This window comes from Lawsonibacter sp. LCP25S3_E2 (assembly GCF_052117285.1).
Taxonomy (GTDB): Bacteria; Bacillota; Clostridia; order Oscillospirales; family Oscillospiraceae; genus Lawsonibacter.
Genome location: NZ_JBQKJL010000018.1, coordinates 1 through 20,526 on the forward strand (window position 1 = coordinate 1; position 20,526 = coordinate 20,526).

Here is a 20,526-nt window from a genome sequence, read left to right on the forward strand (position 1 = left end):
TGCTTGCTCCTTTCGAATGTTTGTGTGGTAACTTCATTCTACCAGAGCCTGCAAGCTATGTCTTCTTTTATGCGATTTTCAATTTGCGCAACTTATTGTACCTTATCGGCAACTTTTGCCCACTCCCTTATATTTTTCCCACACTCAATGATACATTTGTACCACACTTAAATGTGACTGCAAACCCTTGCAAGAGTAAGAAAAAACCCTGGAACCGTTACAGTTCCAGGGTTTCTCATTTGGAACATCGCAACACTATAGATGCCGCCATTTTCAAGTTCATATCTGAGACTAATTTATAATTTAGAACTGCAAATCGATTGAAGAAGAAAGAGTATATCGGGTTTTGCTTCATTAGAAACGGAATGCTAAGATTAATATACCAAGAAATCAGATTGGAATATTAGCGTCTTAACCGTTTCATTGTTGGAGCAAGTAACTGACGAGTATTGATTACCCCATCCGCCTCATATTTATCAACGGCGATCTTAAAAATGAATCTGTAAATTTCGTTGGAAGATTGATTAACTTGGTCAGCAAGAGATTCTACGATACGCTCCGCTTCTTTTTTGCATAAAGATCTAAATGTTCCTCGCTGTCCAATAAATTGATTATATTCTTCTTGCGAGTTGAAATCGGGAAAAGCGGTTTCATACAAAGCAAAATCAAACTGTTCCTGAAAATTATATTGCAGTTGCTGATTATCATATTCAGAGATTAACTTACGCAGTAAATCCGTCTTATTCTCATACAGCATTTTTATAAGCAGGACTTCTGGGGTATAAGGAAGGAAATGCAGATATTGGGAGTTCTCATGATAGCATCTAATTATCTCCTGATTCCCATATTGCGGATAAGGCACTATATCGGTTTCAACATCTTTGTCCATATAGGCCGCAACATAGACATTATCATAGAAAATGTAATTATTTGCTTCTTCATAAAAATGCACTATATTTGAAAAGCCGCCTAATTCCAGAATGCGTATATCCAAATAATTAGATTCATTTTGCAGTACGCAATATTTTTGCTTAAGTGCATGGAATAAACTTCTGGCCATCTTGTCTTCAACAAGAACAATAATGTCTGGATTTGTGTCTTCACGCATGCCGATAGCGCCGATAGCTTTTGCTGGGGGGCAATTATAAATTATATCAATATTTCCGTTGGACAAGGCATCTAAAAAAATAACATTTTTTTGAGATTTAATAATGCTCGAAGAGTGCGTTGAAATTAGAATTGTTAATCCTTTTTCAGCAGCTAATTCTTTGAGTGCAGATATTAAACGGATTTGTGCAGCAGGATGTAATGCCAATTCTAATTCATCAATGAGAATTAGAGAGCCGTTCATGGCATTTTTTACATCGTGAAGCAGATTGATTAAAACAATTTCACCAAAACTGAAATTTTGCTCCGTGTAATACTGATTATTGCCTACTGGTATGGCATATGCTGTATTACGACGTCGATAAGCAGCATCTCGTCCTCTGCCGCGACGCAAATCCCCGGTTGTAATCCGTATCATTGAATCAAATTTTGTGGTATCAAATATTAAGTTCAACTTATTGTTTAGCCACAAATCAGGCGCCAAGCGATTCCTTGGAGTTATTCTTTCTTGAATAAACAACCGGTCATTTTTTGTAGTAATATTAATAATTTGTGGGTATCCGAATTCTTGGAACACTACTGAATTCTTTACATTAGGACGCCACTCACCGTTGCTTCGTTTCCAATATTTAACGGAACCGTTTTCGTTAGAATATGTGATTGATCCTGAAAAGACATCTAAGGTTTCCGAATCTGATGTAGAAAACCCAAGACGATATGCATTGTTGTTACAAATGCGGCTAATACATGTAAATAAGGTTGTCTTCCCGCTACCATTTGTTCCAGTTAATATATGTAGTCCGGGGTTAGGAATATCAAAAGATAGCTGTCCAATATTTTTTATATTCTCAATTAGTATATTTTTCATATCTACGCCCTCGCTTGCACAAAGCCCCCCAAAAGGCACCGTGTCTTAAAACTCTATTTTTGTATAGGAATATCCATATGATTTAATTTCATTATATCATAGGATTGATTTGGTTGGTAGGGCATACTTAAACTTTGGGATTTCATTTCGTTGACAATGAGACTCCACATTTTGATTTATCTATCAGATTATTTCTGTCTAAACTGTAAGTAGCTACAATTATAGTATCACCTACAAGGAGTTGATACTATCGACCCGCTTTTGAGACGATTCCGATAGCGCCGGTTGCATCTATCCACTTTTGGGGAGTCATCACAAAGCTGTTCAGACCGGCCTGACTTCTAAACGCATCGAATTCGACACGGTTAAATTCCGGGTTGTAGAGGGATTCCCAAACACCGAGAAACTCAATGGTATTCCGATTGCGAAGCCAGTTTTGAATAATGTATCGGGGATTGTCACTGTCTTTGAGCTTGGCGATGTCCGTCAAGCTGATAAAGTCATCCCGGCTGGAATTCCATTGTACACTGATCTCGGTTCCCCTGACAACCAGTTTTTCCACGCACTTACACCTTGTTGATTATTTTTTGAAGAAGTCCCTGGCAGCCTTCCTCCACATCCCGCCAGGTCGTATCGAAATCGCCGGTGTACCACGGATCGGCTACTTCGCCGGGGTAGTCTGTAAAATCCATCAGGAGGTGCATTTTGTCGGCAAAGTCGCCGCCGCAGATCTGGTACATTCTCCGCAGGTTGGCATTGTCCATACCAATCAGGAGGTCGTATTTCTCGTAGTCGCTGTTCAGCAGTTGGCAGGCTCTCTTTCCGGAGCAATCGATGCCATGCTCGGACAGCTTGCGGCGAACCGGCGGATACACCGGATTGCCAATCTCCTCGGTGCTGGTGGCTGCTGACTCGATCTGAATGCTCTGCTCCAGACCGGCCTTCTTCACCAGATCCTTCATAATAAACTCGGCCATCGGGCTTCTGCAAATGTTGCCGTGGCAGAGGAAAAGTATCTTGATCATGCTTTGAACACTCCAATTTGCTGTCTTCGCATTCAGTATAGCACGGAACCTCTGATTCGTCGAGGAGGACTTCCAGATGGGCCTCTGCCGCAATCTTTTTCTGAAGGTCAGCCTTTGACCACCTGAATTGCCGGGCAGCGCACAAGTACCAGTGCCGTTCTTCCAGATTCAGTTCTGCTTCAAGAATGACCACATTGTGTGTCCAGCTGATCTCCATGGCCAGCTTCAGCAGTTCCGGCTTCCCACCATACATCCGGTAGAAGTCCCGCATCCGACGCAGGTTGCGGGGAGAGAAGCCGGAAGCATCCTGGTAATGGCTTTTCAGGTATTCGGCCGCTGCGACAGCGGCGCCCTTTTCTGGTCGGTCACAGATCAAAGCCCCCAGCTTGCAGTACAGCTCCATCTGAGACCTTGCTGTGGCCATTGCCGTATCCATAGCGGAAAACATGGCAGAGTAATCGATGTTTTTGCGGACGTTCATGGCTTTCTCCTTTCCGGCAGAACCTGCCTAATTCAGAAACAGGCCAAAGAGAAACGCAGGAGTATCTCTTGTGCTTCTCTTTGGCCTGTTTTGGGTTTATCTAATCCATTTGTTATTATTCAGAAATTAAATGGATTCTGTTAGGGGTCAATTGCGTGATCTAAAACATTATGGACAGGAATTCCACATTGTCTGGCATAAGCGATTGTGTTTCTCGTTCCGCCAGATTCTCCGTTGTATGCTGCAATGACCAGTCCTGAATGGGCTACCATCCATTCATTCCGTCGCTGAAAACAGCCACGGTCATATTGGGAACTTATCGCCACCTTATAATCCGCATGAGAAGCAATTAGAGAATATAATGCTTGCCAGTGTGAGTTCCAACGACGTTCAAAACCTATGAACGGGGTCGCACAAACAAGGTTTATTTCAGGACAACTTTTTTTCTTTTGAAGTACGATTTCTCCTGCCCACAAATCAACTCCACGAGCCATTCCGCAGATAAATGTTAGGATGCCTTTGCTGAGTGCGAGGTCAACAGCCATGTCAATCTTTTGGCAAATAAAATTTTCCGATACGCCAAGTTTTTCGGGCCTATGGCCAGTGAAGCAACACCTTTTCAACCTTTTTTCAGTTTCTAATATTGCCATTTTATTACCGCCTTTCTCACCCTCATTTGTCGGGTAAATACAGTTTAACATAACGGTACTACAACGACAAGTTGCAGGTATCATGCCGCTTGATTGTCGGGTAGACTGATAATGTAAAGGCGGGTGATAAAATGGATGTATTGGAAAAGCTGCGGAGTTTATTGAATGAACGAGGCTGGAGTGAATATCGTCTCGCACAACAGGCTGGATTAAATGAGTCAACAATTTCAAATATCTACCGCAGAAATACAGTGCCGACTATTGCGACTTTAAAAGCTGTTTGCGATGCCTTTGGAATTACGCTGTCACAATTCTTTGCAGATAGCGACTCGGATATGGTTGAAGTAACTCCGGAACTGAAAGAATTGTTAGATGCATGGCAACCGCTGACTCCTGAACAGCGTGCTACCATTTTGCAAGTGGCAAAATCATATCATATGAAGTAAAAGGACTGGGTATGGAGGATGAAACTCCAAACCCAGCCCTTTGTTGTTTGTGGTAATAACTGGGCGGAGAGAAGCGCAGGACTTTTCCTGCGTTTCTCTCCAGCCGGTTATACCACTTGTACCATCTGCTCCCAGAGCAGAACGAAGCGGTCGTCGATGATTCTGTTGTCGTGGTAATGTCCGAACAGCCAGTAGTGGAACTTAGCTCGTTCTCTGACTTCCTCCAAGAAGTCGGTCAGGTGGTCGTGGACATATCCGCCGTTCCCCAATATATCCACGATGCTGTTTGGGGCGCAGTGGGTGATCACATAGTCCACCTCATAGTGAATGCATTCCAGATTGCGCCGAGCTTCTTCATACTCGGACTTACTGGGAAGCTCCTGTTTCCACCAGGAGTGGTGGTTGACCCGGAAGCGGGCGCCCATTCTTCGGAGAGCCCAATACTGTTCTTCAAAATCCGTCGCATTGGGATTCAGAATACCATCGTCAATATCGTGACTCCTGGCACCGCCCATGGTGAAGAAGGAATATCCCTGCAGGTCGAAGACCTGCCCGCGCATCAGATGGATTACATGGGGCCGAATGCGCTGGATTTTCCCGCCGTTCCATTCCTCTACGGGGTATTTCCCCAGCAGGTCGAAGTTTTCGTGGTTGCCGCTGACAAACAGCGTGGTGAACGGCAGCTTTTCCTGCCGGTCCAGGCTGCGGGCATCCTTTTTGCCGCCTTCCCATATACCGCCGAAGTCGCCGCAGATGATCATAAAATCATCCCTGGTCATTCGAGCCTGCTCTGGGAAGTGTTCTGGATCAAATCGCTGAAAGTTACCGTGGGTATCATCTGTGGCATAGATCATGTTGATTCACCTTCTTTCACTTATTATATCATATCCTGATCGACTTGAACGCCGCCCCGGAGGTATACCGTGATTTTTTGGGCTGAGTGGACTTTGACCGTATCCACCAGCTGCCGGATGAGGGCTTCGTCCCATTCGCAAATGTGGCAGGATGCCTGTTCCATAGCGGCTGCCGCATCCTCTATGCGCCGGACTGCCTGTGCGTTATTTTGCCGCTGTTCTTCTATGTAGGCTCGCTTTTCTTTTAATTCCGCAGCCTCATTCATAATTTCTCGCAGCTGGGCGGCGTATGCGTCGGCATTCTTAGTTCGTGCGGCTTCTGCCACCAGCTCTCGTGTCAGGCTGTTCAGCTCGTTCAGCCGCTGTTCGATTGACGCAAGGCTCATGCTCTCACCGGGTACCGGGGCCAGCTCCACCTCCATGGCGGATGTGATTTGCCGGATAAGATCGCTCTTTTGACTCATGACGGAATTGATAGCAGCGAGGATAGAACGCTGGAGGGGTTCCTCATCCAGCGTAGGTGAGTTGTGGCAGTATTTTGTTCCATAGTCCAAACGGCTGACACAGCGCCATACCACACGCTTTTTGCCGCCCTTGGACCAGGTGCATCTGCGGTACAGCGTTCCGCATTCACCGCAGACCAGCCGCTCCGAGAGGGCATATTTGCTGGCGTAGGATGTCATGCCGGTGGGTGCATTCTTTTTGGAAGGGCTCTTTCCGGCACTGCGCCGTGCCATCTCTGCCTGTACCGCATCGAAGGTTTTGCGATCTACAATCCCATCATGGTGATTCTGTACCAGATACATGGGGAGCTGTCCGGTATTGCGAATAACCTTTCGGCTGATGCAGTCGCTGATATAGGTTTTCTGCAGAAGGACATCTCCACAGTATTTCTCGTTTCGCAAGATACTGCGGATAGTTGTGATGGTCCATTGAGCTTTTCCTGACACATTGGGGATCTGTTCAGTCTCCAGCCGCTCCTTGATCATCCGAAGGCTGGCGCCGGTCAGGTATTGATGGTAGATTGACCGCACCACCTCGGCCTGCTCCGGGATGATTTTAGGATTTCCGTCCTCGCCCTTTTCGTAGGCATAGAGGCGGTCGTACTGAATGATAGCTTTTCCTTCCCGCATGGCCTGGCGCTTGCCCCAGCGGACATTGGCGCTGATGCTCTCACTTTCAGCCTGGGCGAAAGCTCCCAGCATGGTAATGAGGATCTCACTGTCTGCTTCCAGGGTATTGATGTTTTCTTTTTCGAAGATCACTGCGATGCCAAGCTCCCGCAGGGCGCGAATGTAGTTCAGGCAGTCCACCGTATTTCTGGCGAAGCGGGAGATGGATTTGGTCAGGACGATGTCGATTTTCTTTTGCTTGCACATCCGGATCATCTTCAGGAATTCAGGCCGTTTTCGGGCCGAGGTGCCTGTGATGCCCTCGTCGGCAAAGATCCCGGCCATAGTCCAGTCACAGTTGGTCATGATCTTGTCGGTGTAGTAGTTCTGCTGGGCTTCATAGCTGGTGAGCTGTTCCTCATCGTCGGTGGAGACACGGCAGTATGCAGCCACACGAAGCTGCCGCTTGATGGTCTGCTGGGCTGCGGCCTCCGGCTTTGCGGGAATGGTAATCACTTTAGGCGGGCTTTCTCTCATACTGTTTCACTCCTTCCTATCACTTGATGATTTTTTAATCGGATATCCATGGTTCCATCTCTGTAGCACAGGATGGCTGAGACGGAACTTTGAAGCAGTTCAGCGTCCAGCTCGGTCATAAGCTCATGCTTGGAGAACAGTCTGCAGAGCCGTATGGTTTCGTACTGGTTCGGATCTATGGCACTGTATTGTGCTGCGGCGATAGCCAGGATGAGTTTTTGAGCGGCATCCTCGTCAATTGGCTGTTGCTCCATCACGGTATCCAATTCCCTTTGCAACGCCTGCTCTGGGGCTTGGGGCAGATGTTCCGGTTTTGGAAGCGTGATGCGTTCCGGTGATATAATCAGACCATTGAGCAGGTTCAGCACCTGCTGTTCCATCTGTTCTGTGGCGGTATGGCCGCTGAGCCGGCGCAGGAGCTTTTGCGCTTCTGTTTTTTGTACAGGAGCTTGTTTCGCACTCCGCTTTTCAAGAACTCTATTCAATGTCTCCTGATCGGTAATAGCGGGATAACCACCTTCTCCAGTGTAGCGATGATCCTCCAAAATACGGGCGACCATGTTTTTGTTCCATAGCTTCCCCTCGTCATAGGGAATTGGCTGCTCCCGCAGTTGGGCCACTAATGCGTTGAAGGAGACACCGGAAAGATACTGTTGGAAGATATACTCCACCAGCTTTGCTTCTTGGGTGTGGAGAACAACTTCCCCCATTTCCACCCGATACCCAAAGGGCTGCTTTCGATTGCCCATTACCGCACCGTCCTCTCTATGGTTTCGACCAACTCCAATCCGTTTTTCAGGCGGAAGCGGATCTGTTCGTTGCTGTCCACGATAATTTTTTCAACGAGTTCACCGAACAGCTCCGCATCGAAGTAGTCCAGGAAATCCGGCCCTGCATCCAATATTTCCATCAGTTCCCTTGTTTGGGTGATGGTGCTGTCGCCGTCAGCGACCAGCAGGCGTTCCTTTTTCAGCTTTACGGTACGGAGCTGTTCGGTCAGCTCATTGTTCTGGGATATAAAAATGTCAGGATCAATGAGGCCCTGCTGTTTTAGCGTGGTCAACATTTGATTCTGACTGGTTAATTCGGATATTTGCTTGTTGAGTTCAATGACATCCAAACTCCAGAGCATCCGGCGGTTGCGAATTGTCTGGAGCGAGGTGAGCATTGTGCTTAAGACAGGATTTCCGTGGTGCTTAAGATTGTAATAGAGACGGCAGAAAGCACTGTAGAATGATGCTTGCGGAATCTGCGTTATCGCACACTTTTCTTTCGCAATTTCGTGTGTACGACAATTCCAGTACACTTCACCGTGATGTAGTTTTTTCTTGAATAACGCACCACAACAACCACATTGGAGCTTAATTGCCAGCGGTAATGAAGCCTCTGTCCCCGTTACTATTTTTTGAGCACGCTTACGCATTAATGACTGTGCGGCATCGAATACCTCTTGGCTGATAATGGGTTGATTACTTCCCGTGACAAAGTATTGATCTTTTTCGCCGTTGTTTCTTTTTTTCTGATATGGCAGGGTATTTGTTGTATATTTCTTTTGCAGCAAGGCATTTCCTGAGTATCGTTCATTCTGAAGAACATAGCTTATAGTGGTTTGTTGCCAATATGTATTTCCGTCCCTGGTTGGTACACCAAGTTTTGTGATTTCACCGGCGATATCCGCTTTGCTATATCCTGACAAATACATATCAAATATCTGTCGGACGATTTTTGCTTCGGATTCCTCAATTTCAAGGGTTCCATTCTTCAACCGATATCCAAAAGGTGCTTTGCAAGTAATGAATTTGCCACTTTGCATTCTTCTCTGGTAGCTCCATCGCATATTGCCGGAGATGGACTCGCTTTCGGCTTGGGCGAAGGATGCGAACAGAGCGGTCATCATTTCACCGGACATGGTTGCAGTGTCGATGTTCTCTTTTTCGAAGCACACCCCAACCCCCAGCGATTTCAGCTCTCGAATTGCCTCCAGACATTCCTTGGTGTTGCGGGCAAATCGGGAGATGGACTTTACCAGCACCCGGTCGATCAGGCCTCTGCGGCAGTCTGCGAGGAGTCGTTGAAAGTCCTCGCGCTTCTCAGCCGATGTGCCGGTGATGCCTTCGTCGGCATATATGTCCACCATGCTCCAATTTTCTTTGCTGGAGATCAGGCTGGTGTAGTACTGATTCTGTGCGGCGAAGGAGTTGAGCTGGTCATCCGAAGCCGAACTGACACGGGCGTAGGCAGCGACCCGCAGTTTCACATCCTTTGGCTTTTCCGTAGCCTCGATGGTTATGATCCGATACTTTTTTTCCTGCAGCGCCATGCTGCCGTCCGTCATTCGCTTTTCTGCCATATCAGTTCACCTCCTTCGGCAACACAAACAATACCACAACACCCTTGAAATAGCTATTGAAAAGAGCAGCAATTCAGAAGGAAATAACAATGCTCGCACCGGTCTGTGCGGCGATTCGGGACAATATCTTCCGGGCCTCTTTTTCCGTCGCTTTCTTCTGCGCTACCAACGAACGGAGCAGTTGGATGACGCCGCACAAATCAATATTTTCCATCATGATCCCTCGCTTTCCTGTACTGCTTTTGATAGCAGAAATATGGGAACCAATATATTCAATTCCCATATTTCTACTATCAAAGGAAACAGAAGGCCGCTCCCAAAGGTCAGAAGAGCACGCATAGGCTCCAAGTCTGGAGCGGCCTTCTGTTCTTTGACAATAACTTGGTTGCCTGTATTCGACACTACTTCCCCAGGCAGGGCGGCAACTTGAACTGTGCTGGCACACATCATGGGACTCTCACCCCTCCGAGGATCTCTCCGAGCTGCGTAAACAGAAGTATCATTGTAGGCTGACGGGGTCGTGGCGAAACAGCGTGCCAAGGCTGTCCTGGCCTAAGTGGGTATCGCTCTGCACCTTATATGGCCGTCCTTTGATGCGGAATGCTCCGCACAGGTGGTCTTCGCGCACTCGGCCTGACGCTCTCTCCGTCAGCTAACGTATTCAAGTTGCCGGATATGACCGCCGATAGTGCGGTGTTTTTCAAGGTCCAATGAAGGTATCTAAAAACCCCTTCACTTTACAGCGGACATTTTTTTATTAAAATACACCGCCTCTCCTCAAAATACTTAATTTTTGTTGGCATTATCCAGCTATCACTATACCATTTTGTGTATATTGCATAAAATATCTTTTTTAGTTTAATGCCAGCTGGCGTGCCACTCCCCTCAGCACTTGTACTTCTCACCGCAAATATAGGCTTTATATCATTGTATAGGTAAGAAACTTGTGCCGAAGACTACGCTGTATATGAAGTATATAAATCAGTTTCCAAGTCGTTTAAAGAAATTCTGGAGAAGTAAAAATCCGAAATCTTTTAAACTGTTACAGTTCAAAAGATCTCGGATTTTCTTCGTTGTTTAAGCAGCCTGCTTTGCAACATATTTAGATGTTTTTGTGAGTGTTATTGCACAAAGCAGTACCAACTCGTTTATTTTTATTGATAGGACAACTTTCGAGCCCTTGAGCGGCGTTGCGCTGCTGCGTTGGCACACTGGGGACAACAATATTCTTTATTTGTAGTCGTAGCGTTTACAAGGAAGTACACATCTCTCTTACAGGTAGGGTTTTTGCATCTCTTGTAAATCTCCACGCCCGGCTTCATATAGAAAATGGAAAAGTAGAGCGCTTGAATAAGGTAATTCTTCCTGAATGGCCGCCAGATATGTTTCTCCATCCAGATACTCCATCTGCTCGCCGCTGGCGAATGTCACTCGGCCAACCGGTTTGTTCCGATAGGCCATCTGCTGCTGACGCAGGTCATAGCAGTAGAGATACCCTTGGTAGTCGCCGGGGGACGGGGTGCAGCGCAGGCAGTAACGGTAATGCCTCGTTTCTGCGATGTAACCATAACTCCGGCCGTCCTGCGTAATTGCTCCACCATTCTGATGACAGTAGGTACTCATTGCGGACAGATCCTTCAGCGGGCCATCCGCACGAAGGGTATCCACAACTTCCTGAAGGTCGTCCTTAAATTCCCCGGTGTTGAATTGGTTTTCGTTATGAGGCCACCAAGTATGGAAAAATTCTTTCCCGCCAGAGCCAAAGTCCATACGGAGATGTCCCACCGTACCCAGCGCCTCATCCAGCGCCTGATCCGGCGCTGAATAAAAGAGACCCGCCTCCTCACGAGAAGCGGGCCTGAATTGGCTGAACTGTTTATGGTGCTCCAAAAACTCGGCAATCGTTTTGTTGCTCATTTTCTCACTCCCTTCGTGCTGGTATAGCTACACAACATACCACAGCTCAGTGGAGATAGCTATGGCCAAAAGGCGTTTTGCCGGAAAAGTGGAGATAGCCCGCAACGGCCGCTCCCACCGCAGCCACAGATGCCAGTGTGATCACGATTTTCTTTTTCATTTACATTCCTCCCATCTGCAATCCGTATTCCGCTCCGTGTGCTTCTGTCGGATCTTCCATCATCAATTCCTCCAGACTCAGCGTACCCTGGTAGGCGATATAGCCGCGGTTGGTGAACATGCCGGACTCCTGATTCATGTGCTGCAGGCCGTATCTTCCGTAATCATAGAACTCGTCCAGATTGGGGTCGTACTCAAAATGGCCAGATTCTTGGATCATGTATTTTCCGTATTCGGCAGGGGTGTGAGCGCCAGGGGCAAACTCAAAGAGATCCAGATTCTCGGCCAGATGACGGATCTGACTGGCACACTCCGGTCCGGCTATACTCACAGCAGCACCCAGTTTGATACAGTCATCATGAGAGAGTTTACCCACGGCCTGCGCCAGATCGTTGAGTTCATAGATGTCTTCACAGCGAAAGTCCAGTGCCACATCCACTTCCTCCGGGAACATGCTGTCTCCCATGCGGAAATACATATCCTTGGGATCGATAATGCCGCTTCTCTGTATGGCACGCTCGATCTGTCCTTTGGATGCGGGGAGGTATATCCAGGTGACATTTTTGGTATTCTCCGGTTCCTGCCGGGAAACCAATCCCACCATGATCATATCCGCTTCATAGTGGTAGCCGGGGAGATGCTTTCCATCGTAGAGCTGCGAGAGCTGCATACCGTTGTCATAAACCACGCCGTAGCGTGTGACGGTACCTTCGCTGCCTTCAATCAGAAGAATTGCCGTTTCCTCACCATCCAGATGTTCCAACTTCTCAGTGCTGGCACATCCACCGTGGGTATTCAGATAGTGGCTGCGGCCAATGTTTGCCAGGTCAGAAAAATCCGTAATGACTGTTGCCTGCTGGCAGCAGAAGGTCAGGTTGATCAGATCCTTCATACTGGTGAGATCCAGCTTTTCGGCCATGGCCTGGAATTGTGCGTACTCGCCGACATCGAAGCTCTCCAGCCGCTTTGCCAGATAATCCAGCTCGTCCAGATTTACCTGCATGCCCTCCAGACGATAAAATACCGGCCACCCTTTGCAGATCTCATTGACATGGCAGTCGGGGGCAACAACACTTCCAATTTCAAGTGCATTCACCAGCTCTATGCAGTGGTCGTATTGTTCCCTGGGGATGGGAAGCGGAATGGTCACTTCTCCGAACTCCGGATGGTCCGAATTGCTTAAAACTGCTTCCATCATGCTTTAGGAATCACCCTTTCTTTCTAAATTTGAAATCGCATCACCGTACTTGGCCAGAAGCAGAGCGCAGATAATCAGTTGGAACGCCTCATCTGTGACCAGTTCACGGGATGCGAGATCAGCAATAGTAATGTTTTGGCTGCCAATGGAAATTGCCTTTGCTGCCTGATAAACGCTGTAAAGCTCCGGCTGGATGCCGGCGAGCCGGACGGAGTCAAAATCGAAGCCATTATCTTCAACTTTACAGATCACCCTGCGCCAGATATCATCGTAGGCTGTCAGGAGAAACAGCGCTGCCTGGTTGCGTTGCGACAATCGACGGTAGCGTGTTCGCCAGTGCATCCAGCGTCTGCGGTGTTCGTCAGTACGGAATAATTGCAGAGGATATGAGTATATCTCCTGTGCCAACCGTCTCCAAAGCCGCATTTTCAGCTTGCCACGGAGACAGTCTCGGAGCAATTCCTCAAGACTGAGAGCCCCAGCTTCAATCCGTTCCTTCAGACAAACGCACTGGTCCAGAGAACAGGGATTCCTACGAGAGTAGTTCATGCAGTATTCGCATTTCACATCCTTGGCCTGATACTGGAATCCAGAGCAGCGCTGGCCATGACCTCTGGGCTTGAAATGAGGCGGTGTCATCATCATCTGCTCCATCTGGTACAATGGGGTATCTCTTATAAAGTGGCGCGTCATGGGTAGTGATCTCCTTTCGGTGAAATAAAAAAGCGCCGGAGTCTTGCTTCTAAAACTCCGGCGCTCGGTATATTACATTGTCAGTTCCTGGCTTTGAGAATCCATAGAGTGCTGCCCTCGCTCATTGATGTGATTCAGGATATTGGGCATTCCGCCCAGGATCTGTTCCTGAACGCCTTTGATGCATTGTTGCTGGTCATAGGTCAAATCAAATCCGGCATCCAGTGTGTCGGCGCAGCATCGGTAAATTTCGGTGAGCTGTACCTCGTTGAAGATCTGCTGTTTAGAGATGAGACCAGACCGGGTGGCGAAGTCCTGCTTGGCGTCCGAATAGTTTTCCTGAAAGTAGCGTCCGTAGTTAAGACCTGTGCGGTCAAAGTTCCAGTCCCAGGTGACAAAGTGGACACCATATTGGGTCGGATGTCCGGCCAGAACCGTTCCGTTGAAATCAGCCAGCACCCTGAAATCTCCCGACAGCCCCTGAGCCTTCAGCGGGGGAGCCTGTTCCATCAAGGTCATGTACTCCTGCACCATGCAGGCCAGATTGGTGGCCCGCTCACAGGCCTGGTCCCGTTCCGAAGTGGCCACATCCTCTTGCCAGTAGCGAACACCTCCGCCCTCTGTGATTCGGCAGAGAGGACTGCCGTCCCATTCCACCGGGAGGAGGTCATCCTGCTCCGGCTGTGTGGTGAAACCTTCTCGTCCAAGCACCGTGCAAAGCTCTCGGAAAAATTGTTCTCTATCCATCTTGTGTTACCTCCTGAATCTTAGCGCCCTTTTTGAAATGGTCTGAAAATGAAAAAGGCCCCAATCGATTGGCCCATCACGACCAACAAATTGACGCCCCAAACTTTGTGTATTCTACTGGCAGAAAAATAGCGCCCTTTTTGAAAAATACTGCTTCAAAAAGGGCGCCACATGGTTTTGATTTTGCCAACCTCTGAGCAGAGGGGGGTTCGAGTCCCACCAGTTAGGGGAAAACAGTGGTTGGCATCTATGGAATCATCGGTGAATTTTCGAGGGGAAAAAGCCTGGAAACGGTTGATGCCACTGGCTTTTCGCCAGTGGCATCTATACCGTTTTGCTATTCTGGTGCGGCTGACGGGAGTCGAATTACTCAAGAAATAGGTGACATTCCTTAGTGAGTAAAATTATATCTTAAATCTATAATTTTTGCATCTTTTCAATGCAACTTTTTCTCTCCAGTCGTTATGAAATTTTCCCTTATAAAGGGTAAAAAAAGGGAAAAGTACACAAAATTCAATGCCGTACAGCTGCGATCAATTAAGATCCTTTTTTGCCGCCCTTACAGCGGCCCGGGCCATAACCATACCTTCCTCCCGAGTCATAAAATCTCCGGGGCGAGATCCGTCCGAAGAAATTCCCAATGCCACTGCATCGGCTACCAAGTCCGGCATGGTAGACTCTTCCGCCATCTCCTTGCGGTAGCGATCCATATACTCCACCCACTTCTCATACGATAGCATATTATCTGCCTCCTTCAGCTGATACTGCTCTACCAGAGCTGCCACAATTCCGTCGGCCAGCTTGTCGGCGTAGGCCTCGGTTATGATGATTGGGGTGTCGGTTGTGGAGTCCATAAAGCCAAACTCACCCAACACGGCGGGCATTTTAGTATAGAGCAACACATAGAAGTCCGCCTCCGCCAGAGGATGGGACCGATTGCCGCGGAGGCCCGTGGTGGCCACTGTGTGCTCGTATACGGCACGCTGGAGGCTGGTGGTATCCTCGCCCACCCCAGGGCAAACATAGACCACAATACCGCCTCCAGAGCCGCCGTTGATACCGGCGTTGTGGTGGATGGACAGGTAGACATCCGCCTTGGCCCGGTTGGCGGCCAGCACTCGGGAGACAAGGTCCACCTCATTCTGGCCCGTGGGGTCATCCACCCGCATAGTGGTGCAGTCGTAGGCAGTCAGCCGCACCTGCACCTTATGGGCCACTCGATTATTCAGAACCCATTCCCGGGTCTCCCCGGGGTCGATGCTCTTCAGGCACCGTTTCCCCGGGGTCCCTAAGTAGTGGCCTGCGTCAATGGCAATGAGCATGGCTTAGCCCTCTTCGCCCTCCTCGGGCGTGTCGGCGCCATCCTGGGGAGCAGACTCCTCCGCCGCTTTCTTGGCGGCCTCCCATTCGTCGTCGCTGATCTGCTGCGAAGTGCAGATCAGTTCAAAGAGGGACTTGCGACCCAGCTTGTAGGCCTCATTGAGACGATCATAGTTGCGGCCATAGATGGAATTGGCCTCCTGCTCAGTGAGCACGGCTCCGGTGGTGTCCGATACGATTACGGTGTCGCCGTTCTGCTGCATAGCCAGGCGCATCTCACCCTGCACACGCTCAGGACTGGCGTCCTTGGGCATGGCCGTGTCAAGCTGGATTCGCTTCCAAAGGTATTCGCTGCATTTCATAGTTTTTGTCTCCTTTTTAAGTAAATATTTGAATGACCATTTCTGACCTATTCATCATCAGTTGTGCCGGAAAGCTTTTCCCCGGCTTCGTCTATTGCGTCCTTACTCACTTTGAGCAATTTGGTCAACCAGGGTGGGACTGGAGCGCCCATGGCCACGGCATTTTCCGTGATACTGCCAAGCTCCGTGACCCCGTACCATACCAATACAATCGGACAAATCATACCGTTATATTCAAACGGGAGCTGCAGAGCGGGAATATTGGAGATTACCAGGATGATCAAGAGATCTGCGCCGGCGGATACCAATACAACTACAATCATCCCAGCTTTGTGCCAGATTCCCTCCCTGGCCTTTTCGCTGGACCATTCTCCCTGTTTTGCGGCTGCTGCAGATCCCGTGATGTAATCCACCACCATGCAGATTACCCAGCCAACCACAAGCCAGCCCATCCAGCCCCACAGCCCGGTGAGAGCACCAATGACGGCAATTACTGCTACCTTCCAGGTCTCCATGGTGTCCATCATTTTCTCGCCTCCTCCGTTAAATCAGAAGAATCCATGGTCCGTGCCTTCAGGGCAATGCTGGAAGTATCCAGAGTCCGAATAGCGCCTCGCATAACCACACCGCAAGGTCCTCCTTTGATCTTGATATTTGTGCTGTACATACTCATTTCTGTCCTCCTTGTAAAAAAGGCATTAAGTGTTTCGGCCTCACTCGACCTGCGTAGCGATACCCACGTCGTTGCGCCTCCTCTCGCCGTCTCCGCCGCTCTTCCTGGACGGTAGTGTCCTCCTTCTGCCCCCAGGGCAGCACATCCACAAGCTCTCCATTTGGGCCCGTTACCGGGTCACAGAAGGGATAGATTGTCCTTAGGCGCTTGGCCAGAGCACAATCGCTTGAGATCTCCCACCAGTCATCCGGATCCAGTTCTGGGAAATCCAACAGCTTGGCCTGCTTTTCTAACGGGATTTGAGCCCCATTCCTATCTCTCCGGTGCTGACCTGTCCAAATATACTCCAGCACCCCCATTGTCGCCTTATGCACCAGCACAACCAGTCACCAGCCTTTGCAGCTCGACATAGGTTTCCGGATTCAGCCGAGCGCCAATGTTATCTGGAGGCGGTAAGTGTCCAACTCGGACACCGTCATGCTTCAGACGCCCATAGGTAGACCTGACAGTTTGAACCTTCAGACCAAGTTCCTCTGCCACAACCTCCGGGGGCTCCCCGGACTCCCGTCGCCGAGATATTTCATACATGTAGCGGCTTAGTCCGCCGATCTTCTGCCCGCGGAAGCAGTACCGGTAGTAGAAATACAGGGGCATACCGGTCTGGATATCGTAGATTCCTACGCTGTTGCGCATATCCTCAATGGACTCCACTGTGCGGGAGGTCAGCAGGTTGGACTGAGGCTGGATCACCAGATTCTCCGATGACTCGCTGCGCACCGACACCACCAGTCTGTCCCATTCAAACCGAGCCATGTACTGCTGCCCAGTCTGCCTCGAAGCCAAAGTGTACAGACTGGTAAAAATGTTCCACAGCGAGGTTCGGACAAACTTACGCCGCACCACCACACCGGTGGTAGCCAGCTGACCCACTGGGATTTCATAGTCCCTGCAAATCCGGGCAATCGCCGCTTCCGGTGTCTCATCCCGAATTTTTACAGTGCCGTCGTTGCCGGCAAGAAATCGTCCCCGGTCGTGGGCTACAACAGGAATCATTGCTTCTGTATCCGCCAACTCACGGTTGACAACTTGCCCCTGAAAAATAGGCGCCTTATTATCATCCCAAAAGCTAACGGTAGCCCCAGCAGGGCACTCCACCGCAGGTAAATTTGGATCCGTCTGGCTGGTGGCCAGGTCAAAGGTCAGCGTGCGGGCGGCCCGTTGCTTATCGCCACTCCAGACCACGTTGCCAACCAGCCCCCAGGCATTTTCCACTGTGGTAGATCCACTGGTAATGGTCAGAATCATCCGCTCACCCCCAGCTGCGCCTTTGTAGGGATAGTCAAAACCTGCCCAGGAAAAATGAGGTGTGGATTTTTGATACCATTGTAGGCTGCCAAGGCGTTATAGTATAAAGCCGTACCATTTCCATAGAACCGGCGGCAGAGGACAGATAAACAGTCTCCAGGAACCACGGTATAGGTTTGGGCGGCTGTCGCCGCTTCAGGATCTCCCCGGCCGCTGTTGCCTTGCCCTGTGTTGGAACCAGACTGCGTAGTCACCGCCTTCAATTCCGGAGAAGCCTTCAGGTATATTGTTGCGTAGACATCACCGGTACCGTCCCGCTCCTCATAGACCACCTCTTCGATAATGACCCGCTCATTGATCACACCGGGTACTACATAGCGCACGATCTTTCGCCCTGTCACGCAAGCTTTCAGCTTATCGATGTAGTAATAGGGATCCAACGTAGCGCCAGCTGCCACAAATGGATAGTTCCGGGCTGGGAGTAAACACTCCAGCGGACTGGAATGGGCCGCCGGATCTCCGGGCAAATAGATCCGCCCGGTTCCATTGACAGTAATCTCACGGGCGGTCTGCCCGGCACCCCACCCAAAGGGTAGAGGCGGTACCGGGAGCTTCAGCTCCTCGCCGTCGATCAGGAATGAGAATGACAAGCTGCTCATCGGTACACCCCCGCCGTATCGGCCTGTATGAGCTTGTTCAGCAGTGCCTGTGCCACCCGGTCAATGTCGGCCTCCTCCCGGATCACTGTGCCGTTCATGACAATCTGCACACTTCTGGCGCCGCCCTGGTTGTAGCTGCGGGTCTCCGCTGCGGTGAGTACCCGCTCCCCCTCATGGAGTAGGGCTGGGAAGTTGTCGTATGGAACACGGCCAAGGCCAGTGGCATATCCTCGTGTCCCATCAGAGTAGAGCTTATAGCCGCCCCTCTGCAAATTTCCCACCACAATATAGTCGTTTTCTGCCGCTGTGCCGCCACGCTGAGGATTTGGACTGCTCTTAATAACCTCTGTCAACGCTTCTCCCATACCAGAGGCCAGACCCTTGCTGTATTCCTGTCCTTTCCGGTACCCGGCGTCCCAGTATGCGCTGTTGGTGGAGGCGTCCTCCCGGATCGTTTCAGCAAGGGACATTTCATACTCCAGCATCAGCTGGGCTCCTTCGCTGGCATTGTACTCATTCATGCCACGGACCTTGGCCTCCATGAGCATTCGTCCCGCTTCGGCATATCCTTCATCCGTGCCTTCCGCCATGGCTGCTTTGTAGTCATCGGAGTTGATCACCGCCTCCATGGCGTCCCGGACATACTGTTCCTTGCTGTTCTCCAGTTCCGCCTGCCATGCGCCCATGGCCCGGTTGGCCTCCTGGATGATTGCTCCGCTTTCACCGGACAGCCAGTTGATCTCCTCCTGCAGACCCTGCTTTCGGGTCTCGTTGTATCCCTCACCGTAAGCGTTATTCAGCTCGGCCTTGGCGTCAGACAAAGTGGATTCCAGACCACTGAAGGTCTTAGCCATCTCATCCATGGCCCCGGCGTACTGCTCAAGCCCCTGCTGGATGATGTCCACTGCCTGAGTGCCCGAGATACTGCCCTTGGAGATCATGTCGTAGATCCCGCCCTGATCCGTGTTCAGAGCGTTGGCCAGCATACCGATGACATCGATACCTCTCTCCTGGAACATGTTGAGATACTCCAGACTGGCCTTATTGCTGGACTGCATTCGACTTAGGGCCTGGGCCATAGCCGTCATGCCGGCGGAATCTGTCCCGACCGCGCTGCCGGCATTTCCAATCCCCGTCATCAGGGACAGAATACGGTCCGAATCACTTCTAAATCCAGGTGCCAGCGCCCTGGACATCACGGTCAGGTCGCTGTACTCCATGGGGGTGTCCGCCGCCATTGTGCGCAGGCGGGTCAAGAAATCATCGCCCGTTCCCTTTCCCAGCAACTTGTTAAAAGCAATGGAATCCAGTTCCCGCTGGGCTGCTGTGGCGCTGCCAGAAGAGATAGAGGAGTCCAAACCTTCCATCTGCTCCTGTGTTGCCTCCTGGACGTAACTTTTAAAGGCCTCATCCCGCTGTTGGAAGATCTCACTGCCACCGGTGGCCAACCCAATCGCACCACCGATCGCGGCACCGACCGCAGTACCAACAGGACCGGCTAAGCTGCCAATAGCTGCACCCTGGACGGCGCTGCTCAAGCCACTGGAGAAGACACTCCCCACATTGGAACCAAACGCGGATCCCACCAATGTGTTTGCCCATTGTCCGGCAGCTCCACCAACCATACTGAGGAGTCCGGCCTTCCCCAGAGTAGACAATATCCCCGCGCTCTGGGTCCCGTTACCGGAACTCATGCGGCTTCCCTGGTTTTCCAGTTCCCGCAACGCATTTTGGGTGTCTTTTGAAGCCTGTGCGGTCTCCTTCATCACCGCATTCAGCGATTCATACTTTTCCTTGGCTCTGGCCAGGGCGTCAGCGTCGGCGGCCTCTCCAGTTGCCTTATAGGCAGATTCCGCCTCTTTCAGCGCCTTCTTGGCGTCCACAAGCTGTACCTGCAGCTCGCCTTGCTGTTTCACCAGGCCGGCCAGCCTGGTCTGATAGGCCTGCGCCTTTTGCTGGGTCTCCTCCAGGCTTTTTCCAAAACCGGAGTTTGCGCTGCGCATGGCCTGGACGCCGGGGCTATATTGGTCTCGCAGAGTTACCAGGATACTGGCCTCCGGCAT

Annotated in this window: 22 protein-coding genes and 1 pseudogene; 2 read left to right on the plus strand and 21 right to left on the minus strand. The window is 50.1% G+C overall.

What is annotated here, in order from left to right:
* The coding region (locus ACTQ3R_RS13220; protein WP_441779677.1) for a hypothetical protein at nucleotides 1–302 on the plus strand (302 nt) is incomplete at its 5' end.
* Nucleotides 303–403: 101 nt separating this feature from the next.
* Here the strand turns inward: ACTQ3R_RS13220 and ACTQ3R_RS13225 are convergent.
* The 5 genes and pseudogenes from ACTQ3R_RS13225 to ACTQ3R_RS13245 form a co-directional block, all read right to left on the minus strand.
* On the minus strand, nucleotides 404–1,975 hold the full coding sequence (locus ACTQ3R_RS13225) for an ATP-dependent nuclease (RefSeq protein WP_441779678.1): 1,572 nt from the start codon (nucleotides 1,973–1,975) through the stop codon (nucleotides 404–406).
* A gap of 247 nt (nucleotides 1,976–2,222) precedes the next feature.
* Nucleotides 2,223–2,537, minus strand: coding sequence for a KilA-N domain-containing protein (locus ACTQ3R_RS13230; RefSeq protein ID WP_441779679.1), 315 nt, complete (start codon nucleotides 2,535–2,537; stop codon nucleotides 2,223–2,225).
* 4 nt (nucleotides 2,538–2,541) lie between these two features.
* Nucleotides 2,542–3,000: a low molecular weight protein-tyrosine-phosphatase gene (locus ACTQ3R_RS13235; protein ID WP_441779680.1), complete on the minus strand. Its 459-nt coding sequence runs from the start codon at nucleotides 2,998–3,000 to the stop codon at nucleotides 2,542–2,544.
* Between the two features lie 88 nt (nucleotides 3,001–3,088).
* A pseudogene (locus tag ACTQ3R_RS13240) lies at nucleotides 3,089–3,481 on the minus strand (DUF1016 N-terminal domain-containing protein); the annotation flags it as partial.
* A 140-nt stretch (nucleotides 3,482–3,621) separates the two neighbouring features.
* Nucleotides 3,622–4,131 carry an SLOG family protein gene (locus tag ACTQ3R_RS13245; RefSeq protein ID WP_441779681.1) on the minus strand — a complete coding sequence of 170 codons (510 nt, stop codon included), beginning with the start codon at nucleotides 4,129–4,131 and terminating at the stop codon, nucleotides 3,622–3,624.
* 131 nt (nucleotides 4,132–4,262) lie between these two features.
* Between ACTQ3R_RS13245 and ACTQ3R_RS13250 the strand changes: the two genes are divergently transcribed.
* On the plus strand, nucleotides 4,263–4,577 hold the full coding sequence (locus ACTQ3R_RS13250) for a helix-turn-helix domain-containing protein (protein WP_441779682.1): 315 nt from the start codon (nucleotides 4,263–4,265) through the stop codon (nucleotides 4,575–4,577).
* Between the two features lie 107 nt (nucleotides 4,578–4,684).
* On the opposite strand, the gene ACTQ3R_RS13255 is transcribed toward ACTQ3R_RS13250, so the two are convergent.
* From ACTQ3R_RS13255 to ACTQ3R_RS13330, 16 genes are all read right to left on the minus strand, one after another.
* A complete protein-coding gene (locus tag ACTQ3R_RS13255; protein ID WP_441779683.1) occupies nucleotides 4,685–5,431 on the minus strand; it encodes a metallophosphoesterase family protein in 747 nt (248 codons plus the stop codon).
* A 23-nt stretch (nucleotides 5,432–5,454) separates the two neighbouring features.
* Nucleotides 5,455–7,080, minus strand: coding sequence for a recombinase family protein (locus tag ACTQ3R_RS13260; protein WP_441779684.1), 1,626 nt, complete (start codon nucleotides 7,078–7,080; stop codon nucleotides 5,455–5,457).
* The gene (locus ACTQ3R_RS13265) at nucleotides 7,077–7,790 is read right to left on the minus strand and encodes a recombinase family protein (protein ID WP_441779685.1); all 714 of its coding nucleotides are present in this window, start codon (nucleotides 7,788–7,790) and stop codon (nucleotides 7,077–7,079) included. The genes ACTQ3R_RS13260 and ACTQ3R_RS13265 overlap by 4 nt, the downstream gene beginning before the upstream one ends.
* Before the next feature lie 38 nt (nucleotides 7,791–7,828).
* The gene (locus tag ACTQ3R_RS13270; protein WP_441779686.1) at nucleotides 7,829–9,430 is read right to left on the minus strand and encodes a recombinase family protein; all 1,602 of its coding nucleotides are present in this window, start codon (nucleotides 9,428–9,430) and stop codon (nucleotides 7,829–7,831) included.
* 73 nt (nucleotides 9,431–9,503) lie between these two features.
* Nucleotides 9,504–9,647: a hypothetical protein gene (locus ACTQ3R_RS13275; RefSeq protein WP_441779687.1), complete on the minus strand. Its 144-nt coding sequence runs from the start codon at nucleotides 9,645–9,647 to the stop codon at nucleotides 9,504–9,506.
* Nucleotides 9,648–10,702: 1,055 nt separating this feature from the next.
* Nucleotides 10,703–11,347: a hypothetical protein gene (locus ACTQ3R_RS13280; protein WP_441779688.1), complete on the minus strand. Its 645-nt coding sequence runs from the start codon at nucleotides 11,345–11,347 to the stop codon at nucleotides 10,703–10,705.
* 160 nt (nucleotides 11,348–11,507) lie between these two features.
* Nucleotides 11,508–12,704, minus strand: coding sequence for an antirestriction protein ArdA (locus tag ACTQ3R_RS13285; protein ID WP_441779689.1), 1,197 nt, complete (start codon nucleotides 12,702–12,704; stop codon nucleotides 11,508–11,510).
* Between the two features lie 3 nt (nucleotides 12,705–12,707).
* Complete coding sequence (locus ACTQ3R_RS13290; protein WP_441779690.1) at nucleotides 12,708–13,397, minus strand: hypothetical protein; 690 nt, start codon at nucleotides 13,395–13,397, stop codon at nucleotides 12,708–12,710.
* A 72-nt stretch (nucleotides 13,398–13,469) separates the two neighbouring features.
* Nucleotides 13,470–14,144, minus strand: a complete 675-nt coding sequence (locus ACTQ3R_RS13295; protein WP_441779691.1) for a hypothetical protein — start codon at nucleotides 14,142–14,144, stop codon at nucleotides 13,470–13,472.
* 533 nt (nucleotides 14,145–14,677) lie between these two features.
* Nucleotides 14,678–15,466, minus strand: a complete 789-nt coding sequence (locus ACTQ3R_RS13300) for an N-acetylmuramoyl-L-alanine amidase (protein WP_441779692.1) — start codon at nucleotides 15,464–15,466, stop codon at nucleotides 14,678–14,680.
* A gap of 3 nt (nucleotides 15,467–15,469) precedes the next feature.
* Entirely contained in the window at nucleotides 15,470–15,826 is a 357-nt protein-coding gene (locus ACTQ3R_RS13305; RefSeq protein WP_441779693.1) for a hypothetical protein, read from the minus strand.
* A gap of 47 nt (nucleotides 15,827–15,873) precedes the next feature.
* Complete coding sequence (locus ACTQ3R_RS13310) at nucleotides 15,874–16,353, minus strand: phage holin family protein (RefSeq protein ID WP_441779694.1); 480 nt, start codon at nucleotides 16,351–16,353, stop codon at nucleotides 15,874–15,876.
* On the minus strand, nucleotides 16,350–16,499 hold the full coding sequence (locus tag ACTQ3R_RS13315; protein ID WP_441779695.1) for a hypothetical protein: 150 nt from the start codon (nucleotides 16,497–16,499) through the stop codon (nucleotides 16,350–16,352). The genes ACTQ3R_RS13310 and ACTQ3R_RS13315 overlap by 4 nt, the downstream gene beginning before the upstream one ends.
* A 366-nt stretch (nucleotides 16,500–16,865) precedes the next feature.
* The gene (locus ACTQ3R_RS13320) at nucleotides 16,866–17,804 is read right to left on the minus strand and encodes an XkdQ/YqbQ family protein (protein WP_441779696.1); all 939 of its coding nucleotides are present in this window, start codon (nucleotides 17,802–17,804) and stop codon (nucleotides 16,866–16,868) included.
* Nucleotides 17,801–18,463, minus strand: coding sequence for a LysM peptidoglycan-binding domain-containing protein (locus tag ACTQ3R_RS13325; protein ID WP_441779697.1), 663 nt, complete (start codon nucleotides 18,461–18,463; stop codon nucleotides 17,801–17,803). The genes ACTQ3R_RS13320 and ACTQ3R_RS13325 overlap by 4 nt, the downstream gene beginning before the upstream one ends.
* The gene (locus ACTQ3R_RS13330; protein ID WP_441779698.1) at nucleotides 18,460–20,526 is read right to left on the minus strand and encodes a tape measure protein; all 2,067 of its coding nucleotides are present in this window, start codon (nucleotides 20,524–20,526) and stop codon (nucleotides 18,460–18,462) included. The genes ACTQ3R_RS13325 and ACTQ3R_RS13330 overlap by 4 nt, the downstream gene beginning before the upstream one ends.

What these genes read in the sequence shown, in the direction of transcription:
- ACTQ3R_RS13270 (WP_441779686.1), bottom strand. Translation starts at nt 9,430, where the DNA reads ATGGCAGAAAAGCGAATGACGGACGGCAGCATGGCGCTGCAGGAAAAA.
- ACTQ3R_RS13245 (WP_441779681.1), bottom strand. Translation starts at nt 4,131, where the DNA reads ATGGCAATATTAGAAACTGAAAAAAGGTTGAAAAGGTGTTGCTTCACT.
- ACTQ3R_RS13310 (WP_441779694.1), bottom strand. Translation starts at nt 16,353, where the DNA reads ATGATGGACACCATGGAGACCTGGAAGGTAGCAGTAATTGCCGTCATT.
- ACTQ3R_RS13280 (WP_441779688.1), bottom strand. Translation starts at nt 11,347, where the DNA reads ATGAGCAACAAAACGATTGCCGAGTTTTTGGAGCACCATAAACAGTTC.
- ACTQ3R_RS13225 (WP_441779678.1), bottom strand. Translation starts at nt 1,975, where the DNA reads ATGAAAAATATACTAATTGAGAATATAAAAAATATTGGACAGCTATCT.
- ACTQ3R_RS13325 (WP_441779697.1), bottom strand. Translation starts at nt 18,463, where the DNA reads ATGAGCAGCTTGTCATTCTCATTCCTGATCGACGGCGAGGAGCTGAAG.
- ACTQ3R_RS13250 (WP_441779682.1), top strand. Translation starts at nt 4,263, where the DNA reads ATGGATGTATTGGAAAAGCTGCGGAGTTTATTGAATGAACGAGGCTGG.
- ACTQ3R_RS13320 (WP_441779696.1), bottom strand. Translation starts at nt 17,804, where the DNA reads ATGATTCTGACCATTACCAGTGGATCTACCACAGTGGAAAATGCCTGG.
- ACTQ3R_RS13315 (WP_441779695.1), bottom strand. Translation starts at nt 16,499, where the DNA reads ATGAGTATGTACAGCACAAATATCAAGATCAAAGGAGGACCTTGCGGT.
- ACTQ3R_RS13265 (WP_441779685.1), bottom strand. Translation starts at nt 7,790, where the DNA reads ATGGGGGAAGTTGTTCTCCACACCCAAGAAGCAAAGCTGGTGGAGTAT.
- ACTQ3R_RS13290 (WP_441779690.1), bottom strand. Translation starts at nt 13,397, where the DNA reads ATGACGCGCCACTTTATAAGAGATACCCCATTGTACCAGATGGAGCAG.
- ACTQ3R_RS13300 (WP_441779692.1), bottom strand. Translation starts at nt 15,466, where the DNA reads ATGCTCATTGCCATTGACGCAGGCCACTACTTAGGGACCCCGGGGAAA.
- ACTQ3R_RS13275 (WP_441779687.1), bottom strand. Translation starts at nt 9,647, where the DNA reads ATGATGGAAAATATTGATTTGTGCGGCGTCATCCAACTGCTCCGTTCG.
- ACTQ3R_RS13305 (WP_441779693.1), bottom strand. Translation starts at nt 15,826, where the DNA reads ATGAAATGCAGCGAATACCTTTGGAAGCGAATCCAGCTTGACACGGCC.
- ACTQ3R_RS13295 (WP_441779691.1), bottom strand. Translation starts at nt 14,144, where the DNA reads ATGGATAGAGAACAATTTTTCCGAGAGCTTTGCACGGTGCTTGGACGA.
- ACTQ3R_RS13260 (WP_441779684.1), bottom strand. Translation starts at nt 7,080, where the DNA reads ATGAGAGAAAGCCCGCCTAAAGTGATTACCATTCCCGCAAAGCCGGAG.
- ACTQ3R_RS13255 (WP_441779683.1), bottom strand. Translation starts at nt 5,431, where the DNA reads ATGATCTATGCCACAGATGATACCCACGGTAACTTTCAGCGATTTGAT.
- ACTQ3R_RS13235 (WP_441779680.1), bottom strand. Translation starts at nt 3,000, where the DNA reads ATGATCAAGATACTTTTCCTCTGCCACGGCAACATTTGCAGAAGCCCG.
- ACTQ3R_RS13285 (WP_441779689.1), bottom strand. Translation starts at nt 12,704, where the DNA reads ATGATGGAAGCAGTTTTAAGCAATTCGGACCATCCGGAGTTCGGAGAA.
- ACTQ3R_RS13330 (WP_441779698.1), bottom strand. Translation starts at nt 20,526, where the DNA reads ATGCCGGAGGCCAGTATCCTGGTAACTCTGCGAGACCAATATAGCCCC.